Below are 21,159 nucleotides of genomic sequence, written 5' to 3' on the forward strand. Positions count from 1 at the left end.
GCTACGGCACTGTAGCGCTGGTCCGGGGGAAGACAGCGGTCAGTAGGGCGCCTGCGTGTGGGCTTGTTCAGGCGGTACCGGAACCGGCGGGCCGGCGCGCGACGGCGCCCGATCGAAGACGTGGACCTCGACTCGCTTCTGGCGCTCGTGGCCGACAGCCTCGGCTACGCCTACGAGTTCGAGGCCGACGGGTCGGCCCTGCTCCTGTCCGGGCCCCGCGACATCACGGTGCGGCTGACCGGGCTGCGCCGCGAGGCGGGGCGCCGCTCCCGCGAGGACTGGCCCACGCTGGTGTCCGGCCACCTGGCCCGTACGGTCGCCCGTGCCGGCGACCTGCCCGACGTATGCGACCTCGCCGAGATCCGCCCGCTGCTGCGCACGCGCGTCGTGCTCGCCGACGGCCTGGAGGACGACCCGTCCCGGCTGATCGGCCGCCACGTCGGCTCCGACCTGGTCGAGATCCTCACGGTGTCCGGCCGTCCGGTGCGCCCCGAGGAGGCCTTCTGCTGGCCGGTCACCCCGGCCGAGGCCCTGGACCTGGCGGCGGAGAACGTGCTGGCGGACGAGAAGCTGTCGGCCGAGCGCGCCGACCTCGACGGGACCCCGGCCTGGATCATGACGGGGTCGACGGTGAGCGCCGCCGTGCACCTGCGCAGGATCCAGGACTACCTGCTGGTCTCGCCCGACGGCCTCATGGTCGCCTTCCCCCATCCCGGGGAGATGGTCGTCCATCCCATAGACGGGCTGTCGGTGATGCGCGCCATCGAACGGCTGTGGATGATCGCCCGCCGGGAGTACGGCTCGCGCGACGACGGCCTCAGCCCCCACGTCTACTGGTGGAACCACGGGCGGCTGACCCGCATCCAGGCCGATCTGGTCATCCAGGACGGCCAGCGCCGCCTCGTCGTCGCCCCGCCCCCCGAGTTCGCCCGCCTGCTCTCCGACCTCGCCCAGGGAAGCTAACCTCGCCCAGGGAAGCTGACGGCCGGCTAGTCGCCGAGGAGCTCGGCGTAGCGGGGGGTGCAGCTGGACCGCGACAGCGTGTGGGCGGTGTGGATCAGCGGGACGTGGCTGAAGGCCTGCGGGAAGTTGCCGACCAGGCGGCCATAGCGCGGGTCGTACTCCTCGGCGAGCAGGCCCACGTCGTTGCGCAGCGACAGCAGCTTCTCGAACAGCTCGACCGCCTCGGGCCGCCTGCCGATCATGGCCCGTGCCTCGGCCAGCCAGAAGCTGCACGCCAGGAACGCCCCCTCCCCGCCCGCGAGGCCGTCGACGGAGTTGGCCTGGGCGATCGGGTAGCGCAGCACGAAGTCGTCGGACATCAGCTCGCGCTCGATGGCGTCGATGGTGCCGACGACGCGGGGATCGGCGGCGGGCAGGAACCCGGTCTGCGGTATCAGCAGCAGCGACGCGTCCAGCTCGCGCGAGCCGTACGACTGGGTGAAGGTGTTCCTGATCGGGTCGAAGCCCTTCTCCATGACCTCGGCGTGGATGCGGTCGCGCAGCGCGCGCCAGCGCTCCAGCGGGCCGTTCTGACCGAACCGCTCGATCTGCCGGATGGAACGGTCGGCGGCGACCCAGGCCATCACCTTGGAGTGGACGAAGTGCCTGCGCGGCCCCCGCACCTCCCACAGCCCCTCGTCGGGCTCGTCCCAGTGGGATTCGAGGAAGTCCATCAGCGAGCGCTGGATCGCCCAGGTGCGGGAGATCGAGGTGAGCCCCGACGCGCGCGACAGGTAGAGGCAGTTCATCACCTCGCCGTAGACGTCGAGCTGGAGCTGGTTGACGGCGGCGTTGCCGATGCGCACCGGGCGGGAGTCCTCGTAGCCGTCGAGCCAGGAGAGCTCCATCTCGGGCAGGCGGCGCTCGCCCGCCACGCCGTACATGATCTGGAGGTCCTGGGGGCGGCCGGCGATGGCGCGCAGCAGCCACTCGCGCCAGTCGCGCGCCTCCTCGACGTACCCGGCGCCGATGAGCGCGTCGAGCGTCATCGTGGCGTCGCGCAGCCAGCAGTAGCGGTAGTCCCAGTTGCGGACCCCGCCGAGGTCCTCGGGCAGGGAGGTCGTGGCCGCCGCCACGATGCCGCCGGTGGGAGCGTAGGTCAGCGCCTTCAGCGTGATGAGCGAGCGGACTACCGCGTCACGCCACTGCTTCTCGGCCCGTGGCTCGCACTGGGCGACCCACTCGGCCCACATCTTGCCGGTCTCTTCGAGCTCCTTGATCGGGTCGATCTGCTCGGGCTTGGGCGAGTGGGAGGGGTGCCAGGTGAACACGAAGGGCAGCCGGTCGCCGGCCGACATCCTGAACGTCGCCCGGTGGGCGTAGTCACCGCCCTGGAGCGGGACGGGGGAGTGCAGCCAGGCGGAGTCGGGCCCGCCGACCGCCTGCAGCAGCCCGTCGTTGCGGCGCACCCAGGGCACGATGCGGCCGTAGTCGAAGCGGATGCGGATCTGCGTGGCCATCTCGACGCTGCCCGCGAGGCACTCGACGACGCGGACCAGGTCGGGGTTGGCGTGCCGGGGAGGCATGAAGTCGGTGACCCGCACCGTGCCGCCCTCGGTGTCCCACTCGGTCTCAAGGATCAGCGTGTTCTCGCGGTAGCGGCGCCGGGTGCTGAGCCGGCGTTCGGGCCCTGCGGGACCGAGCCACCAGTGACCGTTGCGATCGTCGCCGAGCATTCCCGCGAAGCAGGCGGGGGAGTCGAAACGGGGCAGGCAGAGCCAGTCGATCGAGCCGTCGCGCCCGACGAGGGCGGCCGACTGCATGTCGCCGATGATGGCGTAGTCCTCGATCCGCATGCCCGTCACGCTAGTACGGTTCGGCCGCCGGGGCGCGCGGGTCGCCCTCGGCGGGGGTCATCGCCGGGGGCGCATGAGCGGCATGAAGAACTGCGTGAGGGGCCCGATCGCGAGGGCGAACACGACGGTGCCGACGCCGACGGTGCCGCCGAGCAGCCAGCCGGCGGCGAGCACGGTCAGCTCGATCAGGGTGCGTGCCGTGCGGATCGACAGCCCGAGGCGGACGAGGCCGGTCATCAGGCCGTCCCGGGGGCCCGGCCCCATGCCCGCGCCGATGTAGAGCCCGGTGGCGGCTGCCACGAACACCACGGCGGCCAGCAGGTAGACCCAGCGCACCGCCAGGGCGTCCGGCGTGGGGGCCAGCCGGATCGTCAGGTCGGCGAAGAGCCCGAGGAAGACGATGTTGCTCACCGTGCCGATCCCGGGACGCTGCCTCAGCGGGATCCAGAAGACCATCACGACGGCGCCGACCAGGATGATCCAGGTCCCGATCGACCAGCCGGTGCGGACGGCCAGACCCTGGTGGAACACGTCCCACGGGTCGTTGCCGAGCCCGGACTCGACCTGCAGGCCGATCCCGGCGCCGTAGAGCGCCAGCCCGGCGTACAGGCGGAGCAGGCGGTTGGGGATCGATCCCAGGTGGGGGAGGGAGATTTCGCTCATGATGCGCCAATAATCCGATGCCATTGGTTGCATATAAAGGGCCAATCGGAGAAAGTGGCTTGATGGAGCGTTACCTCAGCGGGCCGCAGCTCGCCAGGCTCGTCGAGGTCCCCCGGGACGCCCGGCCGTACTACCGGGCGCTGGCACAGGCGGTGCGCACGCTGATCCTCGACGGGCGCCTGCCCACGCGGCTGCGCATGCCCGCCGAACGCCATCTGGCCGAGGCGCTCGGCGTCAGCCGCACCACCGTCACCACCGCCTACGACCGGCTGCGCGAGCAGGGGTTCCTCGACAGCCGCCAGGGCGCGGGGAGCTGGACGGCGCTGCCCGAGCCGAGCGCGCTGCTGGGCACGGAGAACCCGTGGATCGCCCCCGACGACGACGGCCTGCTCCCGCTGCACTGCGCGGCCCCGCCCGCCACCGGCCTGCTGCCGGACGCCGTGGCCGCCGCGACCGAGGCCTACCCTCGTTTCGGCCTCGGCACGGGCTACGAGCCGGTGGGCGTGCGCCCGCTGCGCGAGGCCATCGCCGCCCGTTACGGCGCCCGGGGCCTCGCCACCCGTCCCGACCAGATCCTCGTCACCGTGGGAGCGCAGCACGCCGTCCACCTGGTCATGACGCTGCTGGCCGGGCAGGGCGACCCGGTGCTGGTCGAGTCCCCGACGTATCCGCACGCGCTGGACGCGGCCCGGATGCGCGGCGCGCGGCTCGTCCCGGTGGGCATAGCGGACGACGGCTGGCACCTCGACCTGGTGACCTGCGCGATGCGCCAGTCGGCGGCGCGGCTCGCCTACGTCATCCCCGACTTCCAGAACCCCACGGGGCACCTGATGGGCGACGCCGACCGGGCCGCGCTGGTGGGCGCCGCGCGACGGTACGACACGACGCTGGTGGTGGACGAGAGCTGGGCCGAGCTGGCCATCGACGAGGTGCCCGCGACCTCTCCGCTGGCGGCCTTCGACACCGACGGCCGGGTGATCAGCATCGGGTCGGCCTCCAAGCTGTGGTGGGGCGGCCTGCGCATCGGCTGGATCCGGGCCACGGCCGCGCTGATCCGCCGCCTGGCCGTGCTCCGCGCCGCCGTGGACATCGCCTCGCCGCTCTTCGAGCAACTCGTGGTGGCCCACCTGTTCGAGCGCATCGAGGAGACCAGGGCCGAGCGCAGCCGCACGCTCGGGGCGTCACGGTCGGCGCTGGTCGAGGTGCTCCGCGAGGAGCTTCCCGAGTGGGGGTTCACCGTGCCGAAGGGTGGCGGCTCGCTGTGGGTGCGGCTGGACTCCCCGATCGCCACACCGCTCGCCGACGCCGCGGCGGCCCACGGCGTACGGCTGGCGCCCGGCCCGTGGTTCGGCGCGGAGGGCACGCTGGAGCGCTACATGCGCCTGCCGTTCACCATGCCGCCGCACGCGCTCGCCGAGGCGGCGCGCCGCCTGGCCGCCGCCAGGGCCCTCGCCTCGTCGCCGGGCTCCCCGGTCGCCGCGCGTCCTGGAGTCCCGCTGACGCCGACGCTGTGAGGGCTCAGCCCCGCTCCTCGCCCATCAGGACGCGGAGCCTGTGGGAGAACCCGAGCAGGACGACGGCCGCCGCGAGCGCGATGGCGGCGAGCGTGAGGAAGTACACCGGCGAGGACACGTACTTCAGCAGCCGCGCCGTCTGGCCCCCGATGGCGTCCCCGACGGCGAACGACAGGTACCACACGCCGAGCATCTGGCTCCTGAAGGCGTGCGGGGCCAGTTCCACGGTGACCGACAGGCCGACCGGGCTGAGGGACAGCTCGCCGAACACCTGCACGAGGTACACCAGGAACAGCCACCAGACCGAGACCCTGCCGAACTCCGCCAGGTGGGCCACCAGCGCCATCACCACGAAGCTCACGCCGATCATGAACAGCCCGAAGGCGAACTTCTGGGCGGCCCCCACCCGGTCGCCGAGCCTCACCCACAGGACGGCGAAGATCGGCACGAAGATCATGATGAGCAGCGGGTTGAACGACTGCGTGGTGGCGGCAGTGATGCGATGGCCGAAGATCCGCAGGTCGGTCTTGGACGCCGCGAACTCGTTCAGCACGGTCGGGGCCAGGTCGTAGATCATCCAGAAGATCGCGGCAGCGACGAACAGCCAGATGTAGGCCTTCATCTTCAACCGCTCGTCGGCCGTCAGGTTGTGGCTGCCGAGCAGGATGTAGGCGAAGTAGGCCACCGGGACCATGATCGTGAGAATGGTCAGCGCGACGGTGAAACGGTCGACCGTGAGCGTGTCGGTCGCCGCCCACAGGGCGATCGCCACCACCGCGACGGTCAGGCCGATCACGGTGATGAGTGCGAAGTGCCGGCGTTCCCCGGGGGTCAGGCGGTGCCCGGGCGTCTCCCCGACGCCCCGCAGGTGCCGGCCGCCGAGGACGTACTGGGTCAGGCCGATCGCCATGCCGACCGCCGCGGCGCCGAAGCCCAGATGCCAGCGGTCGTCCTTGGCGAGGTTGCTGACCACGTACGGGGCGATGAAGGCGCCGAGGTTGATGCCCAGGTAGAAGATGGAGAAGCCCGCGTCGCGCCGGGCGTTCTCGCCCTCGGGGTAGAGCGCGCCGACCATCGTGGAGATGTTCGGCTTGAGCAGCCCGGTGCCGAGCACGATCAGGGCGAGCCCGAGCCAGATCAGCGCGGCCCCCCTGATCGGGACGGCCATGCAGATGTGGCCGAGCATGATGATCGAGCCGCCGACGAGCACGGCCCTGCGCGCCCCGAGGAGGCGGTCGGCGATCCAGCCGCCCGGCAGCGCCAGCAGGTAGACGAGCGCGCTGTAGACCCCGACGACGGCGGTCGCGGTGGGCTTGGGCAGCCCGAGGCCGCCCCCGGCCGCGGTGGCGATGAGGAAGAAGTACAGGATGGCGCGCAGCCCGTAGAAGCTGAACCGCTCCCACATCTCGGTGAGGAAGAGCGTGATGATGCCGCGCGGGTGCCCGAAGACCGTCTTGTCCCGCGCGCGCTCCCCGACCTCTCCGGCCATGCCGGTACGCCCCCGTCCCGCGGCAGCCGGCGCGCTGACCGCCAAAGCGTCGACTGACCTGTTTATTGATAAACGTCCTGAATATCCCAATTTGTAGGGATATTTCTGGCTCGCTGATCACTCTTCGTGATGGAGTGAATGCCCATAGGCCGGAGCGGGCAAGCATGGTCGTTCTTCTCACTTCCCGGGGCTTGTCTCCGGCGAAGCGCGTGTGGTGCGATGCATGCCACTCGTGCAAGTGGGCACTTCTGGAGGCGTGAGATGGCCGACCCCCGGGTCCTTGCGGAACGTTCCGAGATCGAGCAGGAGATCGCCGGCCACACCATCTGCGAACAGCTCAAGCTCACGGCGGAGCGCTTCCCCGACGCGCCCGCCTACTCCGACCCCGCCGAGGACGGCTGGACGACCCTGACCTACGGCGAGGCCCGGCGGCGGGTGCTCGCGATCGCCGCCGGCTTCTCGGCCCTCGGCCTCGCTCGCGGCGAGGCCGTCGCGCTCATGATGGTGAACCGCAGCGAGCACGTGCTGGCCGACCTCGGCGCGGTCCACGCCGGAGGCGTGGCCTGCTCGGTGTACGCGACCTTCGCCCCCGACCAGGTCGCCTTCGTCGCCAAGGACGTCGACGCCCGCATCGTGGTGCTCGGAGGCGCGGCCGACCTCGCGCGCTGGGAGCCGATCCTCGGCGACCTGCCCGGCCTGCGCAAGGTCATCCTCCTTGAGGACGCCCCCGACGGCGAGCTGTTCATGAGCTGGGACGACTTCCTGGCGTTCGGAGAGAGCGCGCTCGCCGCCGACCCCGGCGCGGCGGAGGCGCGGGCCGCCGCCGTCACCGCCGGCGACGTGCTCAGCGTGCTCTACACCTCGGGGACCACGGGCAACCCCAAGGGCGTGCCGCTGACCCACTCCAACATCATCTTCGAGGTCGTCGCCACCGACCGCGTGACGCGGCTTCCGAGCCACGGCCCGCAGATCTCCTACCTCACCTACGCCCACATCGCCGAGCGCGTGCTCAGCCTCTACGTGCCGCTGTTCAAGGTCTCGCACGTCCACTTCTGCACCGACCTGGCCCAGCTCGGCACCGTGCTCGGCCAGGTCAAGCCGATGCTGTTCTTCGGCGTGCCGAGGGTCTACGAGAAGATGATGGCCCGCCTGCAGGCGCTGCTCAGCACCCAGCCCGAGGAGCAGCAGGAGAACGTCCGCGCCTGCATGGCCGCCGGGCTCGCCTACGTCGAAGGCTCGCAGTACGGCCAGGTCCCGAGCCCGGAGGTCGCCGCGGCGTACGAGCGCGCCGACGCGGCGCTGCTGTCGATCATCCGGTCCATGATCGGACTCGACGACGCGCGCTGGCTCGCCACCGCCGCCGCCCCGATGCCGCCCGAGGTCCAGCGCTTCTTCGCCGGGTTCGGCCTGAAGGTGATCGACGTGTACGGGATGACCGAGACCAGCGGCGCGTTCACGGCCAACAGCCCCGAGGTGTTCAAACTCGGCACGGTCGGCCGCCCCGGCCTCGGCGTCGAGGTGCGCATCGCCGACGACGGCGAGATCCTCACGCGGAGCCCCGTGAACACCAAGGGCTACCTCAACCGCCCCGAGGCCAGCGCCGATCTCATCGACGAGGACGGCTGGCTGCACACCGGCGACGTCGGCTCCATCGACGACGACGGCTTCGTGCGCATCGTCGACCGCAAGAAGGAGCTCATCATCACCGCCGGGGGCGAGAACATCTCCCCCGCCAACACCGAGAGCTTCCTCAAGGAGCACCCGCTCGTCGGCCAGGCGCTGGTGTACGGCGACCGCAGGCCGTACGTCGTGGCGATCCTCACCCTCGACGGCGAGGTGGCCCCCGCGTGGGCTCAGGGACGCGGCATCGAGTTCACCTCGCTGGCCCTGCTCGCCGAGCACCCCGACGTGGTCAAGGAGGTCGAGGCGGCCGTCGCGGTCGCCAACGGGAAGCTCGCGCGCGTCCAGCAGGTCAAGAAGTGGCGGCTGCTGCCCGGCGAGTGGACCGCCGAGACCGAGGAGCTCACGCCGAGCCTCAAGCTCAAGCGCCGCGTCATCCACGCCAAGTACGCCGAGGTGATCGAGGAGATGTACGAGGGCTGACCCCGGGCGGCGGCGCGCGCCCCCCTTCGCCCGGCGTTCCGCCGGTACCTGCGGCCCGCGCGCCCGCCGTTTTGCCGGGGGAGGAGTGTGTCGGCCCCCAGGGCGTTACCCCTCGGTCCCTAGCCTCCAGGCCATGACCATGAGACGTTTGCTCACGTCGTCGGCGGTGGGGCTGGCCGCGCTCACGGTCCTGGCGGAGGCGCCCCCCTGCCTCGCCGGACGGACGCCGGAGCCGCCCCCGCCCGCAGGGGACCGGCCCGCCATCCGGTCGGTGCGGGTCCATCCGCGTACCCCGGTGGCCGGGCCCAAGGGCGCGGTGAGGCTGGTGGTCGAGGTGGTGGCCAGGGGCGTGGCCGGTCCGAATGGGGTGACCCTGCGGGTGGAGCCCGGCGGGCGGCGGGGCCGCTCCCATCCCTCCACCCCGTCCCGCCTCGGGGGCGGCACGCCCTGGGCTCCCGGCGGCCCCAGCCCCCTGGCCCCCCGCGACGCCGAGGGCCCGGTGCCCGTCGCCGGGCAGGGCGGCCAGGGGTGGGAGATGTGGAGGTTCAACCCTCCCGTCGGCCTCACCCGGTGGTACCCCTCGGGCCGGTGGCGGGCGATCGCGACCGCCAGGAACGCGCGGGGCGCGCGCGTCACCGCGTCCGCGTCGTTCCTGTTCAAGAAGGCGACGACGCTCAGCGGGATCCAGGTGGGCCGCGTGAGGAAGCGGGCGCGGGCCGTACGGCTGAGCGGGACGCTCATGCGCGTCGACCCGACCGGCAGGTTCGACTACTGGTCCTTCCCGAGGCAGCGCGTGACGTTGCAGCTCAGAACGCACGGCAAAGGACCGTGGAAGACCGTGGCCAAGGCCAGGACCAATGGGGACGGCCACTTCACCAGGCGAGTAAAGCGGGCACATGGCACGTGGCGCGTCTTCTATCCAGGAACACGCCATTACGCCCATATTTCGGCCTTGGCGAGACATGTGGCTCATAATTAGGACAAACGGTCATATATCTGGGCATGTGAGATAGTAAAGTGTCCAATTTGTGATCATTTTCTGGGAGTTTCCTGGCAACTTTTTGATGCCTTAAAGCGTCTATGACGTAGGCACACCCCCAATTGGGATGCCTTTCTCTACGGGGAGAGGAAGTTCCGCATGATGAAACGCATCGCTACCGCCCTGGTAGCGGCCGCCATGGGCGCTTCGGCGTTCAGTGTGGCGGCGCCGGCGCTGGCGGATGCAGCGCCGGAGTCCACCGCGGTGAGCATCGAGTCCATCAGGGTGACCCCGGACCCGGTGGTCATCCGTGGAAACGATCACGTCGCGGTGACGGCCACGGTCGAGACCGTGGGCGCCGAGGACGTGAAGTTCGACTTCGAGCCGACGGGACGGGGTGGGCAGCCCGACTGCAACCCCTGCCCGGGGGCCGCGAAGGCGTCTAGTGGCGAGTCGAAGACCTGGGCCAGGACGATCGTTCTCGACCGGCACGATCCGGACGGGAAGTGGGTCGTCTACGTCGAGGCCACCGGCAAGGACGGCAAGGTCGCGAGGGCCAAGTCCTCCTTCTACGTGAAGGTCGCGCAGGACCAGTACCGTGGTCCGCGCGCGACGCGGATCACGGGGTTCGACGCGAGCCCCGAGCCCGTCAAGAAGGGTCGCAAGCTGTCGCTCTCGGGCAAGCTTGAGACGGCCCGGTGCTACGGCGACTGGTGGTGGGACGGCGACGCCTACGTTGTGGGCGGCAACCGTTGCCACGACGACTACCGCTGGCACAGCTGGCGTCAGCTCGGCTGGCAGAACATCAAGGTGTACTTCCACCCGGCACACGGTGGCAAGTGGGAGTACGTCGACACGATCGAGACCAACCCGGACGGAAGCTTCTACACGAAGATCCCGGCCTACTGGTCCGGCACGTGGAAGGTCGTGTTCGAGGGCTCGCGCGGCCTGTACGGGTCGTCGGCGACCGACTACGTGAAGGTCGTCCGCTAGTCCTTGCTCTGATCGACCGGACGCCCGGCCCCTGGAACTCCCAGGAGCCGGGCGTTCCGGCCGTTCAGGGCCGTTGTGGGGCCGCTGTGGACCGCTGTGGGCCCGTCCCCGCCGAACCCCGGGACGCGAGCGGCCGGCCGGCCGTCCTATCCTTCGAAATGGGCGCGCCGACGGGGGCGTCCGAAGGGGATCCGGGAGGGGGAGAGCGCCATGTCCGAAGGCCACGCCGCATCAGGGGATCCGTTCCACCGGCGCCTTCACCACGTGGGGCCCGGCGATCTCAGCGCCGAGACGGCCCAGACCGCCGGTATGTCCCGCCGTGCCGCCATCAGCGACACCACCGTGGGGTCGAGCAGGCTGTGGATGGGGCAGACCCACGTCGCCCCCGCCACCGTCTCGGCCAACCACCACCACGGCGACTCCGAGACCGCCATCTACGTGGTCAGCGGGACGCCGTCGTTCGTCTTCCTCGACCTCGACGGCGACGAGCCGCGCGAGGTGCGCATCGAGGCCCGGCCGGGCGACTACGTCTTCGTGCCGCCGTTCGTGCCCCACCGCGAGGAGAACCCCGACCCGGACAACGAGGCCGTCGTCGTGATCGCGCGCAGCACCCAGGAGGCGATCGTGGTGAACCTTCCCGACCTCCGCCCGCCCGCGGGGGACGCGGGGGCCTAGGCCTCCGGCGCGGCCGGGTCGTCCCGCCGCTCCGGCAGGGCCTCGATGCCCCGCGCGAGCTCCAGGGCCGTCAGGTCGAGCGCGCTCAGCGTGAAGATGTTCGCGATCTGCTCAAGGGGCATCCCGGTGTCCCCGAGCTGGGTCATCGTGACCGCGGTCCGCAGGAAGACGCGGCCGATGACCACCTCGTCCACGTCGGGCATGTCCTTGCGGAAGAAGTCGGCGAGCTGCTGACCCACCTCGCGGTCGGCGTGGACTCGTGGATCGTTGAGCTCGGGGCTGGACAGGATGTCAACCAGATCCCTGCGCTCGTCTTCCGTGAGCTTGCTCAAAGGTCGCCTCCCGCAGCGATGTCGTTATTGGGAGACTATGCGCTCGGGGCTCTTGGGAAAATGCCTCCGGTCCTCCGATGATCGGCTGGCGTAGGGACGATCGGACGTCCGTCCCTGCCGCCGGCCGGATCAGGAAGGGCACGCTCAGGACGAGACGGCGTCGACAAGCTTGCGACGCTGCTGGACGCCGAGGCCGCCGATGCGCCGCTTGTCGTCGACGCCGGCGCGCTCCATCAGCGCGGCGGCCTTGGTCGGGCCGATGCCCGAGAGGGCGCGGAGAGCCTGGGAGACCTTGATCTTCTTCGCGGTGTCGTCCTCGCGCTTGAGGAGCTCGGCCAGGGTCAGGTCGCCGGTCTTCAGCTGGGCCAGAAGCGCGGCGCGGGCCTGCCGGGCCTCGGTCGCCTTGACCAGGGCCGCCTGGCGCTGTTCGGGGGTGAGAACGGGGAGGGCCATGGGGGTTCTCCTTGGGGGGTCGATGTCGTGTAGGGCCGTGTGACCGGCCGTTACTGCGGTCGGCAAGTGTGTTACCCCCACTACGGGCGTTAATCATGGTTCTGCGGGTCGATGCCACGATCTGAGTGGATCTGTCCCTGCGGGGCGCAATCCGTACAAGTCCTGAAATTTGGGCCTTCTAAGTTCGGACGGATGACCTGACTCTCAGTGCAGGCGCGTGACAAACCCCAGAGCGCGCGCCTGAGGGAGGAATCAGGTGAGACGTCGTCTGCTCATCGGGCTGGCGGTCCTGGCGCTGTTGTGCGCGAGCGGGATCACCGGTGCGGGGGCCTCCTCGGAGCCGCTCCCGAGCAACCAGTATCGCGTCGAGGGCCCGAGCACGCCCCAGCAGCGGACCACGATCGCGGCGACCGGCGCCGCGATCGACGAGGTCACCGGCACGTCCGTCGTGGTCACCGCGTCGGAGACCGAGATCGCCGAGATCAAGCGGCTCGGCTACGCGGTCACGCGCATCCCGCGCCCGTTATCCCCGACCCTGCCCAAGCCGCAGGACTTCCCATCGGCCGACTCCGGGTACCACAACTACGCGGAGTTGACCACGCTGGTGAACCAGGTGGTCGCCGGCTATCCGTCCATCGCCAAGAAGTACAGCTACGGCACCTCCTACGGAGGCCGCGACCTGATCGCCGTCAAGATCAGTGACAACGTCGCGACCGACGAGAGCGAGCCCGAGGTGCTGTTCACCGCCCACCAGCACGCCCGTGAGCACCTGACCGTCGAGATGGCGATCTACCTGCTCAACCTGTTCACCGGCGGCTACGGATCCGACAGCAGGATCACCAACCTGGTGAACTCGCGGGAGATCTGGATCCTTCCCGACCTCAACCCCGACGGCGGCGAGTACGACATCGCCTCCGGCTCCTACCGCTCCTGGCGCAAGAACCGGCAGCCCAACTCCGGCTCCTCCTACGTGGGCACCGACCTCAACCGCAACTGGGCGTACAAGTGGGGCTGCTGCGGCGGATCCTCCGGCTCCACCTCCAGCGAGACCTACCGGGGCGCGTCCGCGGAGTCGGCGCCCGAGGTGAAGGCGGTGGCCGACTTCGTGCGCGGCCGGGTCGTCGGCGGCAAGCAGCAGATCAAGTCCAACATCGACTTCCACACCTACTCCGAGCTGATCCTGTGGCCGTACGGCTACACCTACAGCGACACCGCGACCGGCCTGACCCAGGACGACCACGACGCGTTCGCCACCCTCGGCCAGAACATGGCCGGCACCAACGGCTACACCGCGCAGCAGGCCAGCGACCTCTACATCACCGACGGCTCCATCGACGACTGGCTGTGGGGCACCTACAAGATCTTCAGCTATACCTTCGAGATGTACCCGAGGGGCTCCTCGCCGGGCTTCTACCCGCCGGACGAGCAGATCGTGACCCAGACCACGCGCAACAAGGAGGCGGTGCTCCGGTTCCTGGAGTACTCCGACTGCGTCTACCGCATCATCGGCAAGGCCGCGCAGTACTGCTGAGCGCGCGCGCCCGCAAGACCCTCTGAAGACCATCCCGGTCACCCTGAGGCCGCCGGTACCGGCCAAAAGCCGGTATCGGCGGTACGGATCCGGCGCTCCACCGGGACGCGTGTGTAAGAAATCGAAGGAGGCCAGCGGGATACTGCATGGTCCTGCGAGTCCGGGCTTCGTACGTTGCTCCAACAACGGACACGCTGCTGATACGGCACCGTAACCGTTTGTGTGCCTTTCTCGTACTTAACGGGAGCAAAGGTACATAAGGGTGCAACATGGCAGAAATGCCACGAGGAGAAGGGAGCCGGCGATGATCCATCGGTCCCCCCGGAAAACGCGGCCGGCCACAGCCCTCGGGGGCGCCGTGGGGCCCACCGCCTGCCCCGAGGCGTTCAGCGCGGGCGCCGACGAGGAGCTCAGGGCCGGCATCACGGCCAAGCCGGTGTCCGAGACCGGTGCGGGTGGTCGAGGGTGACCACGATGATCCTCTCGGACGAGGGCCGCCGCCGGCTGCGCAAGCGGCGTCTGGTGGCCATCGCCTTCGTCTTCCCGGCGCTGGCGATCAACCTGCTGGTCATCGCCGGTCCGGCGGTGAGCAGCCTCTACTACGCCTGGACCGACTGGAACGGCTTCTCCGCCCCCAACTTCACCGGCCTGGAGAACGCCCGGCGGCTGGTCGAGGACCCGACCTTCTGGAACGCCCTCGGCCACAACTTCATCTGGCTGGTGCTGTTCCTGACCGTCCCGATGGTCATGGGCCTGGTCGGGGCGTTCATGTTGTCGCGGGTCCGCCGCGGCGCCTCCCTGTTCCGGGTGGTCTTCTTCATCCCGTACGTGATCGCCAGCGTCGTGAACGCGCAGATCTGGAAGAGCCTGCTCGACCCGGCCACCGGCATCGCCGCGCAGCTCGACAAGGTGGGCATCACCTGGCTCAACGACGTCTACTTCTTCGGCGACTCGAACATGTCGCTCTACAGCGTCGCGTTCGTCGACAACTGGCACTTCTGGGGCTTCCTGGTGGTGCTGTTCCTGGCCGCCATGCAGGGTGTCGACCCTTCGTTGTTCGAGGCGGCCCGGATCGACGGGGCCGGCCCGTTCCGCGAGTTCTGGCACGTCACGCTGCCCGGCATCCGGGCGACGCTGATGTTCGCCATCATGATCATCTCGCTCGGTTCGCTGCTGGCCTTCGACTACTCCTTCGCGCTCACCGGCGGCGGCCCGGCCGGATCCAGTGACCTGGTGTCTTTGCTGGTCAACCGGACCGCGTTCACCGCGCTCGAACCCGGCTACGCCTCGTTCATGGCGCTGGCGATCTCGCTGCTCGGCGGCGTCTTCCTGGTGATCTTCCACTTCATCCGCAGAAACGAGGACTCGCGGTGATCTCCAGGACGTCGGGCGGGGTCCGGCGGACCCCCCTCTCCTACTTCGTGCTGATCCTTCTGGCGCTGTTCGCCGGGCTGCCCCTGCTGATCCTGGTGTTCAACTCGTTCAAGTCGAACCTGGAACTCGGCGAGAACCCGCTGGGCCTGCCCTCGGGCCTGGAGTTCGGCAACTACACCGAGGCCTGGACGCGGGGCAGCATCGGCCGGGGCATGTGGAACAGCGTCATCCTGGTGGGCGGCACCGTGATCGGCACCTGCGTGTGCGCGGGCGCGGCGGCCTACTCGATGGCACGGCTCGACCTGCCGTTCAAGCGGGGCGTGGAGAACTACCTGTTCGTGGTGATCTCCCTGCCGGTGCAGATGTTCATCGTGCCCCTGTTCTTCCTCTGGTCGAACCTGGCCCTGATCGACAGCCTGTTCGGCCTGATCATCATCTACGTGGCGCTGAACACGCCGTTCTCGGTGCTGCTGTTGCGCACGTTCCTGGTCGGCATCCCGAGGGAGCTCGACGAGGCGGCCAGGATCGACGGCGCCAACGAGTGGCAGATCGCCTGGCGCGTCATCCTGCCCCTGGCCAGACCGGGGCTGCTGACCGTGGGGCTGGTGGCGGGCCTCGGGGCGTACTCGGAACTGCTCTTCGCGGTCATCTTCGTGACCACGCCGGAGAAGCTGCCGATGGCCACCGCGCTGCTCCAGTACAGCCAGGGGCACACCCAGCTCTTCGGGCTGGTCAACGCGGCGGCGGTCATCATGACACTGCCCGCCGTGGTGCTGTTCCTGTTCATGCAGCGCAAGTTCATCGCGGGCCTGGCCAGCGGTGGAGTGAAGGGTTAGGGCGAGCGGTGCGCCCGGCGGTACTCGCCCGGCGACTTGCCGGTGAACTTCTTGAAAGCCACTCCCATGTACTCGGAGTGGCTGAAGTTCATCCGCCCGGCGAGCTGCGGCAACGACCAGTCGGTCTGGATCAGCAGGTCGGCGAGGCGCTCCATGCGGACCCGGGTGATCTCCTCGTGAACGGTACGGCCCAGCACCTGCGTGAACCGGTAGTCGAGCGAGCGCCGCGAGAGTCCCACGTGGCGCTGCACGGCCTCCACCGGCAGGCCGTCGTCGACGCGGTCCCGGATGAGCTGGAGCGCGCAGGCCACGATCGGGTCGTCGACGGCCAGGATGTCGCTCGACTGCCGGGTGACCACCCGGAGCGGCTCGATCAGGTGCAGCTTCGGCGCGAGGGCCTGGCCGGACATCATCTGGTCGAGCAGCGAGGCGGCCAGGAAACCGGTGTGGGTGGTGTCGGGCTGGATGCTCGACAGCGGCGGCGTGGTCAGGTTGCAGATCAGCTCGTCGTTGTCGACGCCCAGCACCGCGACGGTGTCCGGCACCGCCAGGCCGGCGATCTTGCAGGCTTCCAGGATCTCCTGCCCGGCGATGTCGTAGCAGGCCAGCACGCCCACCGGCTTGGGCAGCCCGAGCAGCCAGCCGGCCATCGCCTCCCGTTCGGCGGCCAGGTGGCGCGTGTGCTCCATCTGGAACCCGTGCGCGGCCAGGTCGTGCCGGGCGGCGTGCGCGAAGAACCCGGTGCCGCGTTTCACCGACCAGCCGAACCGGGCGTCGCCGCAGTAGGCGACGTTCCTGAGCCCCCGTACGGCGAAGTGCTCGACGGCCAGCCGGGCGATCACGTCGTCGTCGGTCTCCACGCAGGGCAACTCGGGCGCCAGATAGGCGGCGCTCAGGTCGACGGCGGGCACCCCGAGGCGGCGCACCTGGCGGGCGGTCTCGGCGTTCTCGATGCGGGCGATCACCCCGTCGCCCTGCCAGCCGCCGAGCCACGACAGGTCGGTCTCCTGGCGGCTGTGCTCGCCCAGGTAGATCGACCATCCGGGGTGGGTGACCAGGTACTGCTTGATGCCCACCAGCAGGCCTCTGGCGTACGCGTTGGAGGTCTCGACGAGCAGTGCGACGTGCCTGGTCTCCGGCATTTTCGCAATGTACTAAATCGAAGGAAGGCTGCGGGAAATTGCATGGTCGCAGTTCAGCGTCGTTCGTACCTTTGACGCCATGACAGACAAGGTACGGGTCGCCATCGCGGGCCTCGGGTTCGGCGCCGAGTTCATCCCGATCTACCTGGCGCATCCGAACGCCGAGCTGGTCGCCGTGTGCCAGCGGTCAGAGGACTCCCTCAACCGGATCGCCGACCGGTTCGGCATCGAGGGCCGGTACACCGACTACGACGCCATGCTGGAAGACCCGGACATCGACGCGGTGCACATCAACACCCCGATCGGCGCCCACGCCGACCAGTCGGTGGCGGCGCTGGACGCGGGCAAACACGTGGCGTGCACGGTGCCGATGGCGGTCTCTCTGGAGGACTGCGCCCGGGTGGTCGCCGCCCAGGAGGCGTCGGGCAAGGCGTACATGATGATGGAGACCGCCGTCTACACGCGGGAGTTCCTGTACGCGAAGGAGCTGCTGGACAGCGGCGCGCTGGGCCGCATCCAGTTCCTGCGCGGCGCCCACATGCAGGAGATGGCGGGCTGGCCGGACTACTGGCAGAGCATGGCGCCGATGCACTACGCCACCCACGCGGTGGCGCCGCTGCTGGCGCTGGCCGGGGCGCGGGCCGCCTCGGTGCGCTGCGTGGGTTCGGGACGGGTCGGCGGTCGCGATCCCGAGTCCGGCCTGCACTTCGCCGTGGAGAGCGCGGTGTTCTCGCTGCGCGACTCCGACCTGGCGATGGAGGTCACGAGGTCCCTGTACGACGTCGCCCGCGAATACGTGGAGAGCTTCGACGTGTACGGCTCCCTGAGGAGCTACGAGTGGCAGCAGCTCGAACGGGAGCACCCCGTGGTCTTCATCGGTGAGGACGGCGAGCGGAGCGAGGTCCCCGACTTCGCCCGCCTGCTCCCCGAGGAGATCCGCCGCTTCACCACCAAGGGCGTCTACGACGCCGGCGACAACCAGCACCTGTCCTTCACCCAGGGCGGCGGCCACGGCGGCTCCCACCCCCACCTGGCGCACGAGTTCCTGATGGCCGTCATCGAGAACCGCCGCCCCTTCCCCGACGTGTACGCCTCCGCCAACTGGACCAGCGCCGGAATCCGCGCCCACCAGTCGGCCCTGCGGGGCGTCGAACTCGACATCCCGGTGTACGGCGATGACGACTGAACTGACCGCCCTCGCGGAAGCCGGCCGGGTCGGCGTCTTCCACACGGGCTCCCCGACCCCGATCGTGGTGCAGAACGCCATGCCCGGCAAGCGCCCGTTCATCCACCCGATCGTGGTGCCCGGCGGCACCGCGGCGGTCACCGAGGACGCGCCCGGCCACCACCCGTGGCAGCACGGCCTCTACGTCGGCCTCAACGACGTCAACGGCATCGGCTTCTGGCTGGAGGGCCTGCGCCCCGCCAGCGCCGCCACCGACGGCACCTTCCACCCCAGCCTCCAGGGCGTCCCGAAGGCGCGGGACAACAGGGCGTGGTGGTCGGTCGGCACCGACTACCGCCACCCCGACGGCACCCTGCTCATGCTGGAGACCCAGGACTGGCTGCTCACCGACCACGGCGACCGCTACGACCTGGACGTCGTGCTCACCTTCCAGGCGGAGGTCCCGCTGACGTTCGGCCAGTACCCGTATGGCGGTCTGTTCCTGCGCATGCCGTACCGCAAGGAGACCGGCGGTCACGCGGTCAACAGCGAGGGCCGGCGGGACGCGGCCGCGGAAGGGCGGCGGGCCCGCTGGGTGGCGGTGCGCATGGAGGTGCCCGGCCACACCGGCGAGGCGCAGGTCGCGGTGATGGACCACCCCGGCAACCTCGAACACCCCGTGCCCTGGCGGGTCGACAACGAATTCGGCATCGCGCCCAGCGCCTGCGTCGCCGGGCCGTGGACGCTCGGCCAAGGCGAGATCCGGGCCTTCCGGCACCGTGTCGCGGTGTTCGCCGAACCCGTCGGCACCGAGACCATCGACGAGATCTGGACGTCGTTCACCAAGTGAGGACCACGATGAAGACGGCGATCGTCGCCACCCCGGAATTCGAGTGGCACTGGCCCTTCACGGCCGACCACCTGCTCAACATGCTGCCCGGAGCCACCCTGACCCGCCAGGCCACCCTGGAGGACCTCCCCGGGGACGCCGAGCGGCTGATCTCCCTGGGCGTGCTGCCCACGGGGGAGGACCTCGACCGGTTCCCGGCGCTGGCCGAGATGTACGCCAGCTCCGGCTACCAGGCACCGGCCGAGACGTGCGAACTGCTGAAGTCGCGGGGGATCCGGCAGCTCAAACTGCCGTCGGAGGGCTACTGGGGCCAATCGGTCTCCGAGTTCGCCCTCGGCCTGACGATCGGCGCGCTGCGGCGTATCCCGCAGACGCACCACGAGATCATCCAGAGCCTCGGCCCGTGGAACCATCCCTACGGCCAGTACGCCGACGACCCCGACTTCACCGCGGGCACCGTGGAGGGCACGCGGGTGCGGATCGTCGGCGCCGGCAACATCGCCAGCCGCTACGCCTCCTTCACCCACATGCTGGGGGCGGACGTCGCCGCCTGGGACCCGTTCGCCGCCGAGCCGTCCTTCCACCGGTCGGGCGCGCGCCGGGTCCACCACCTGGAGAACCTGCTCGCCGACGCGGAGATCTTCGCCCCGATGGTGCCGCTGCTGCCGAGCACCGAAGGGCTGGTCACCGCCGAGCACATCCGGGCCCTGCCCAAGGGCTGCCTGGTCGTGCTGGTGACCCGGGCGGCCGTCGTCGACATGCCGGAACTGCGCCGGCGGGTGCTCGCCGACGAGCTCAGCCTGGCCGCCGACGTGTTCGACGTCGAACCGGTGCCGCTGGACGACCCGCTGCTCGGACGGCGCAACGTCGTGCACACCCCGCACAACGCGGGGCGCACCCGCGAGTCCAACATCCGTCTCGCCGAGGCGCTGGCCGCGCTGTTCCCGGAGTCAGGGAGATGATCAAGGTCGCGGTGGCGGGACTGGGGTTCGGACGGCGGTTCGTCCCGATCTACCGTGACCATCCTCTGGTGTCGTCCGTGGTGGTGGCCGATCCGATCGAGGGTTCGTGCCTCGACGACGTGCTGGCCGACCCCACGGTCGACGCGGTGCACATCGTCACCGGGCTGACCGACCGGGCCGACCACATCGTGGCCGCCCTGGAAGCGGGCAAGCACGTGGCGAGCACGGTGCCGATGGCCCTGTCGCTCATCGACATCGAGCGGGTGCTGAACGCCCGGGAGCTGGCCGGGACGACGTACATGATGATGGAGACCGCGGTCTACACGCGGGCCTGTCTGTACGCCGCGGGCCTCGCCTTCGGGGAGATCAACTACGCCCGGGGTGTGCACACCCAGGACATGACCGGCTGGCCCGGCTACTGGCGCGGCCTGCCGCCCATGTACTACGCCACCCACGCGATCGCGCCCATCTTGCACCTGCTCGACGCCCCCGCCGCGGAGGTCGCCGCCCTCGGGGGCGGCCGGCTCCGGCCGGAGAACCGGGGCGACTACGGCAACGAGTTCGCCGTCGAGTCTGCGCTGGTACGGGTGGCGGGCAGGGACACGGTCGTCGAGCTGACCCGCTCGCTCTACCAGGTCGCCCGCCCCTACGCCGAGACCTTCTCCGTCTATGGCGACCGGCTCGGTTTCGAATGGGACCGCGACATGGTCCTCCACACACTCCAGCCTCCGACCGAGGTCAGGGGCCGCCAGGTCACGACCGAACCGGTGAGCCCGCCGGACCGGCCTGACCTGCTGCCCGAGGAGATCCGCGCGTACACGAGCGGCGGCCACGACGGTTCGCATCCGCATCTCGTGCACGAATTCGTGTCCGCCGTCGTCGAGGGCCGCCCGCCCGTGATCGACCACACCCGGGCCGCGAACTGGACGGCAGTCGGCATCGCCGCCCACGCCTCGGCCCAACGCGGCGGAGTGCCCGTCGCGGTGCCCCCCTTCTGACCGGCAAAAAAGGAGCCAGATATGGTCACACGTCGCCGTACGCTCGCGTTGGTGGCCGCGCTCACCCTGCTCGGCGGCTGCGCCGCAGAGCCCCCCGCGGTCAAGAACAACACGACCGTGCCCACCGCCGCCGCGGAGATCGGCGGCAAGGTCACGATGTGGTACGACCTCGATTCCAACGACGAGAAATCGGTCAAGGAATTCGAGAAATGGTATATCGAGCCGTACAAGAAGATGTATCCGAAGGCCCGCTCGAAAAAGTGCCCAAGGCAGTGCGCGATGCGGTCATCTCCATCGAGAAC

Annotated in this window: 21 protein-coding genes; 15 read left to right on the forward strand and 6 right to left on the reverse strand. The window is 69.9% G+C overall.

Annotated elements, in window-relative coordinates:
* The first annotated feature begins 120 nt into the window (after positions 1-120).
* Positions 121-963 (forward strand): hypothetical protein, encoded by an 843-nt coding sequence (locus AB0B89_RS23470; RefSeq protein ID WP_358556559.1) that lies wholly within the window; start codon positions 121-123, stop codon positions 961-963.
* Between the two features lie 26 nt (positions 964-989).
* Here AB0B89_RS23470 and AB0B89_RS23475 read toward each other — a convergent pair whose 3' ends face one another.
* Entirely contained in the window at positions 990-2,798 is a 1,809-nt protein-coding gene (locus AB0B89_RS23475) for a glycoside hydrolase family 15 protein (RefSeq protein WP_358556562.1), read from the reverse strand.
* Between the two features lie 57 nt (positions 2,799-2,855).
* A complete protein-coding gene (locus tag AB0B89_RS23480) occupies positions 2,856-3,461 on the reverse strand; it encodes a hypothetical protein (protein WP_358556565.1) in 606 nt (201 codons plus the stop codon).
* Positions 3,462-3,523: 62 nt separating this feature from the next.
* Here AB0B89_RS23480 and AB0B89_RS23485 point away from each other — a divergent pair, with 62 nt between their 5' ends.
* Positions 3,524-4,975, forward strand: a complete 1,452-nt coding sequence (locus AB0B89_RS23485; protein ID WP_358556568.1) for a PLP-dependent aminotransferase family protein — start codon at positions 3,524-3,526, stop codon at positions 4,973-4,975.
* A 4-nt stretch (positions 4,976-4,979) separates the two neighbouring features.
* Here AB0B89_RS23485 and AB0B89_RS23490 read toward each other — a convergent pair whose 3' ends face one another.
* Positions 4,980-6,464 carry an oligopeptide:H+ symporter gene (locus tag AB0B89_RS23490; RefSeq protein WP_358556571.1) on the reverse strand — a complete coding sequence of 495 codons (1,485 nt, stop codon included), beginning with the start codon at positions 6,462-6,464 and terminating at the stop codon, positions 4,980-4,982.
* 261 nt (positions 6,465-6,725) lie between these two features.
* On the opposite strand from AB0B89_RS23490, the gene AB0B89_RS23495 reads away from it, so the two are divergent.
* From AB0B89_RS23495 to AB0B89_RS23510, 4 genes are all read left to right on the forward strand, one after another.
* Entirely contained in the window at positions 6,726-8,567 is a 1,842-nt protein-coding gene (locus tag AB0B89_RS23495) for an AMP-dependent synthetase/ligase (protein WP_358556574.1), read from the forward strand.
* Between the two features lie 133 nt (positions 8,568-8,700).
* A complete protein-coding gene (locus tag AB0B89_RS23500; RefSeq protein ID WP_358556577.1) occupies positions 8,701-9,546 on the forward strand; it encodes a hypothetical protein in 846 nt (281 codons plus the stop codon).
* Between the two features lie 162 nt (positions 9,547-9,708).
* A complete protein-coding gene (locus tag AB0B89_RS23505) occupies positions 9,709-10,539 on the forward strand; it encodes a hypothetical protein (protein WP_358556580.1) in 831 nt (276 codons plus the stop codon).
* 210 nt (positions 10,540-10,749) lie between these two features.
* On the forward strand, positions 10,750-11,214 hold the full coding sequence (locus AB0B89_RS23510; protein ID WP_358556582.1) for a cupin domain-containing protein: 465 nt from the start codon (positions 10,750-10,752) through the stop codon (positions 11,212-11,214).
* Here the strand turns inward: AB0B89_RS23510 and AB0B89_RS23515 are convergent.
* A complete protein-coding gene (locus AB0B89_RS23515) occupies positions 11,211-11,546 on the reverse strand; it encodes a hypothetical protein (protein ID WP_358556585.1) in 336 nt (111 codons plus the stop codon). The two genes, AB0B89_RS23510 and AB0B89_RS23515, sit on opposite strands and share 4 nt — an antisense overlap.
* A gap of 144 nt (positions 11,547-11,690) precedes the next feature.
* Positions 11,691-11,999, reverse strand: coding sequence for an integration host factor, actinobacterial type (gene mihF / locus AB0B89_RS23520; RefSeq protein ID WP_358556588.1), 309 nt, complete (start codon positions 11,997-11,999; stop codon positions 11,691-11,693).
* A 256-nt stretch (positions 12,000-12,255) separates the two neighbouring features.
* Here mihF and AB0B89_RS23525 point away from each other — a divergent pair, with 256 nt between their 5' ends.
* From AB0B89_RS23525 to AB0B89_RS23540, 4 genes are all read left to right on the forward strand, one after another.
* Positions 12,256-13,530 carry a M14 family metallopeptidase gene (locus tag AB0B89_RS23525; protein ID WP_358556590.1) on the forward strand — a complete coding sequence of 425 codons (1,275 nt, stop codon included), beginning with the start codon at positions 12,256-12,258 and terminating at the stop codon, positions 13,528-13,530.
* A gap of 304 nt (positions 13,531-13,834) precedes the next feature.
* Positions 13,835-13,999 carry a hypothetical protein gene (locus AB0B89_RS23530; RefSeq protein ID WP_358556593.1) on the forward strand — a complete coding sequence of 55 codons (165 nt, stop codon included), beginning with the start codon at positions 13,835-13,837 and terminating at the stop codon, positions 13,997-13,999.
* A 5-nt stretch (positions 14,000-14,004) separates the two neighbouring features.
* Positions 14,005-14,904, forward strand: coding sequence for a sugar ABC transporter permease (locus AB0B89_RS23535; protein ID WP_358556615.1), 900 nt, complete (start codon positions 14,005-14,007; stop codon positions 14,902-14,904).
* Entirely contained in the window at positions 14,901-15,740 is an 840-nt protein-coding gene (locus AB0B89_RS23540; protein WP_358556595.1) for a carbohydrate ABC transporter permease, read from the forward strand. The genes AB0B89_RS23535 and AB0B89_RS23540 overlap by 4 nt, the downstream gene beginning before the upstream one ends.
* On the opposite strand, the gene AB0B89_RS23545 is transcribed toward AB0B89_RS23540, so the two are convergent.
* Positions 15,737-16,882: a DNA-binding transcriptional regulator gene (locus AB0B89_RS23545; RefSeq protein ID WP_358556598.1), complete on the reverse strand. Its 1,146-nt coding sequence runs from the start codon at positions 16,880-16,882 to the stop codon at positions 15,737-15,739. The genes AB0B89_RS23540 and AB0B89_RS23545 overlap by 4 nt on opposite strands.
* A gap of 79 nt (positions 16,883-16,961) precedes the next feature.
* On the opposite strand from AB0B89_RS23545, the gene AB0B89_RS23550 reads away from it, so the two are divergent.
* The 5 genes from AB0B89_RS23550 to AB0B89_RS23570 all read left to right on the forward strand — a co-directional run.
* The gene (locus tag AB0B89_RS23550; RefSeq protein WP_358556601.1) at positions 16,962-18,068 is read left to right on the forward strand and encodes a Gfo/Idh/MocA family oxidoreductase; all 1,107 of its coding nucleotides are present in this window, start codon (positions 16,962-16,964) and stop codon (positions 18,066-18,068) included.
* Complete coding sequence (locus AB0B89_RS23555) at positions 18,058-18,897, forward strand: DUF6807 family protein (protein ID WP_358556604.1); 840 nt, start codon at positions 18,058-18,060, stop codon at positions 18,895-18,897. The genes AB0B89_RS23550 and AB0B89_RS23555 overlap by 11 nt, the downstream gene beginning before the upstream one ends.
* Before the next feature lie 8 nt (positions 18,898-18,905).
* A complete protein-coding gene (locus AB0B89_RS23560) occupies positions 18,906-19,859 on the forward strand; it encodes an NAD(P)-dependent oxidoreductase (protein ID WP_358556606.1) in 954 nt (317 codons plus the stop codon).
* On the forward strand, positions 19,856-20,857 hold the full coding sequence (locus AB0B89_RS23565; protein ID WP_358556609.1) for a Gfo/Idh/MocA family oxidoreductase: 1,002 nt from the start codon (positions 19,856-19,858) through the stop codon (positions 20,855-20,857). The genes AB0B89_RS23560 and AB0B89_RS23565 overlap by 4 nt, the downstream gene beginning before the upstream one ends.
* Before the next feature lie 21 nt (positions 20,858-20,878).
* Positions 20,879-21,159 (forward strand): hypothetical protein (locus tag AB0B89_RS23570; RefSeq protein ID WP_358556612.1); only part of this gene is annotated, 281 nt, incomplete at its 3' end.

Source organism: Sphaerisporangium sp. NPDC049002 (genome assembly GCF_040649355.1).
Lineage (GTDB): Bacteria > Actinomycetota > Actinomycetes > Streptosporangiales > Streptosporangiaceae > Sphaerisporangium.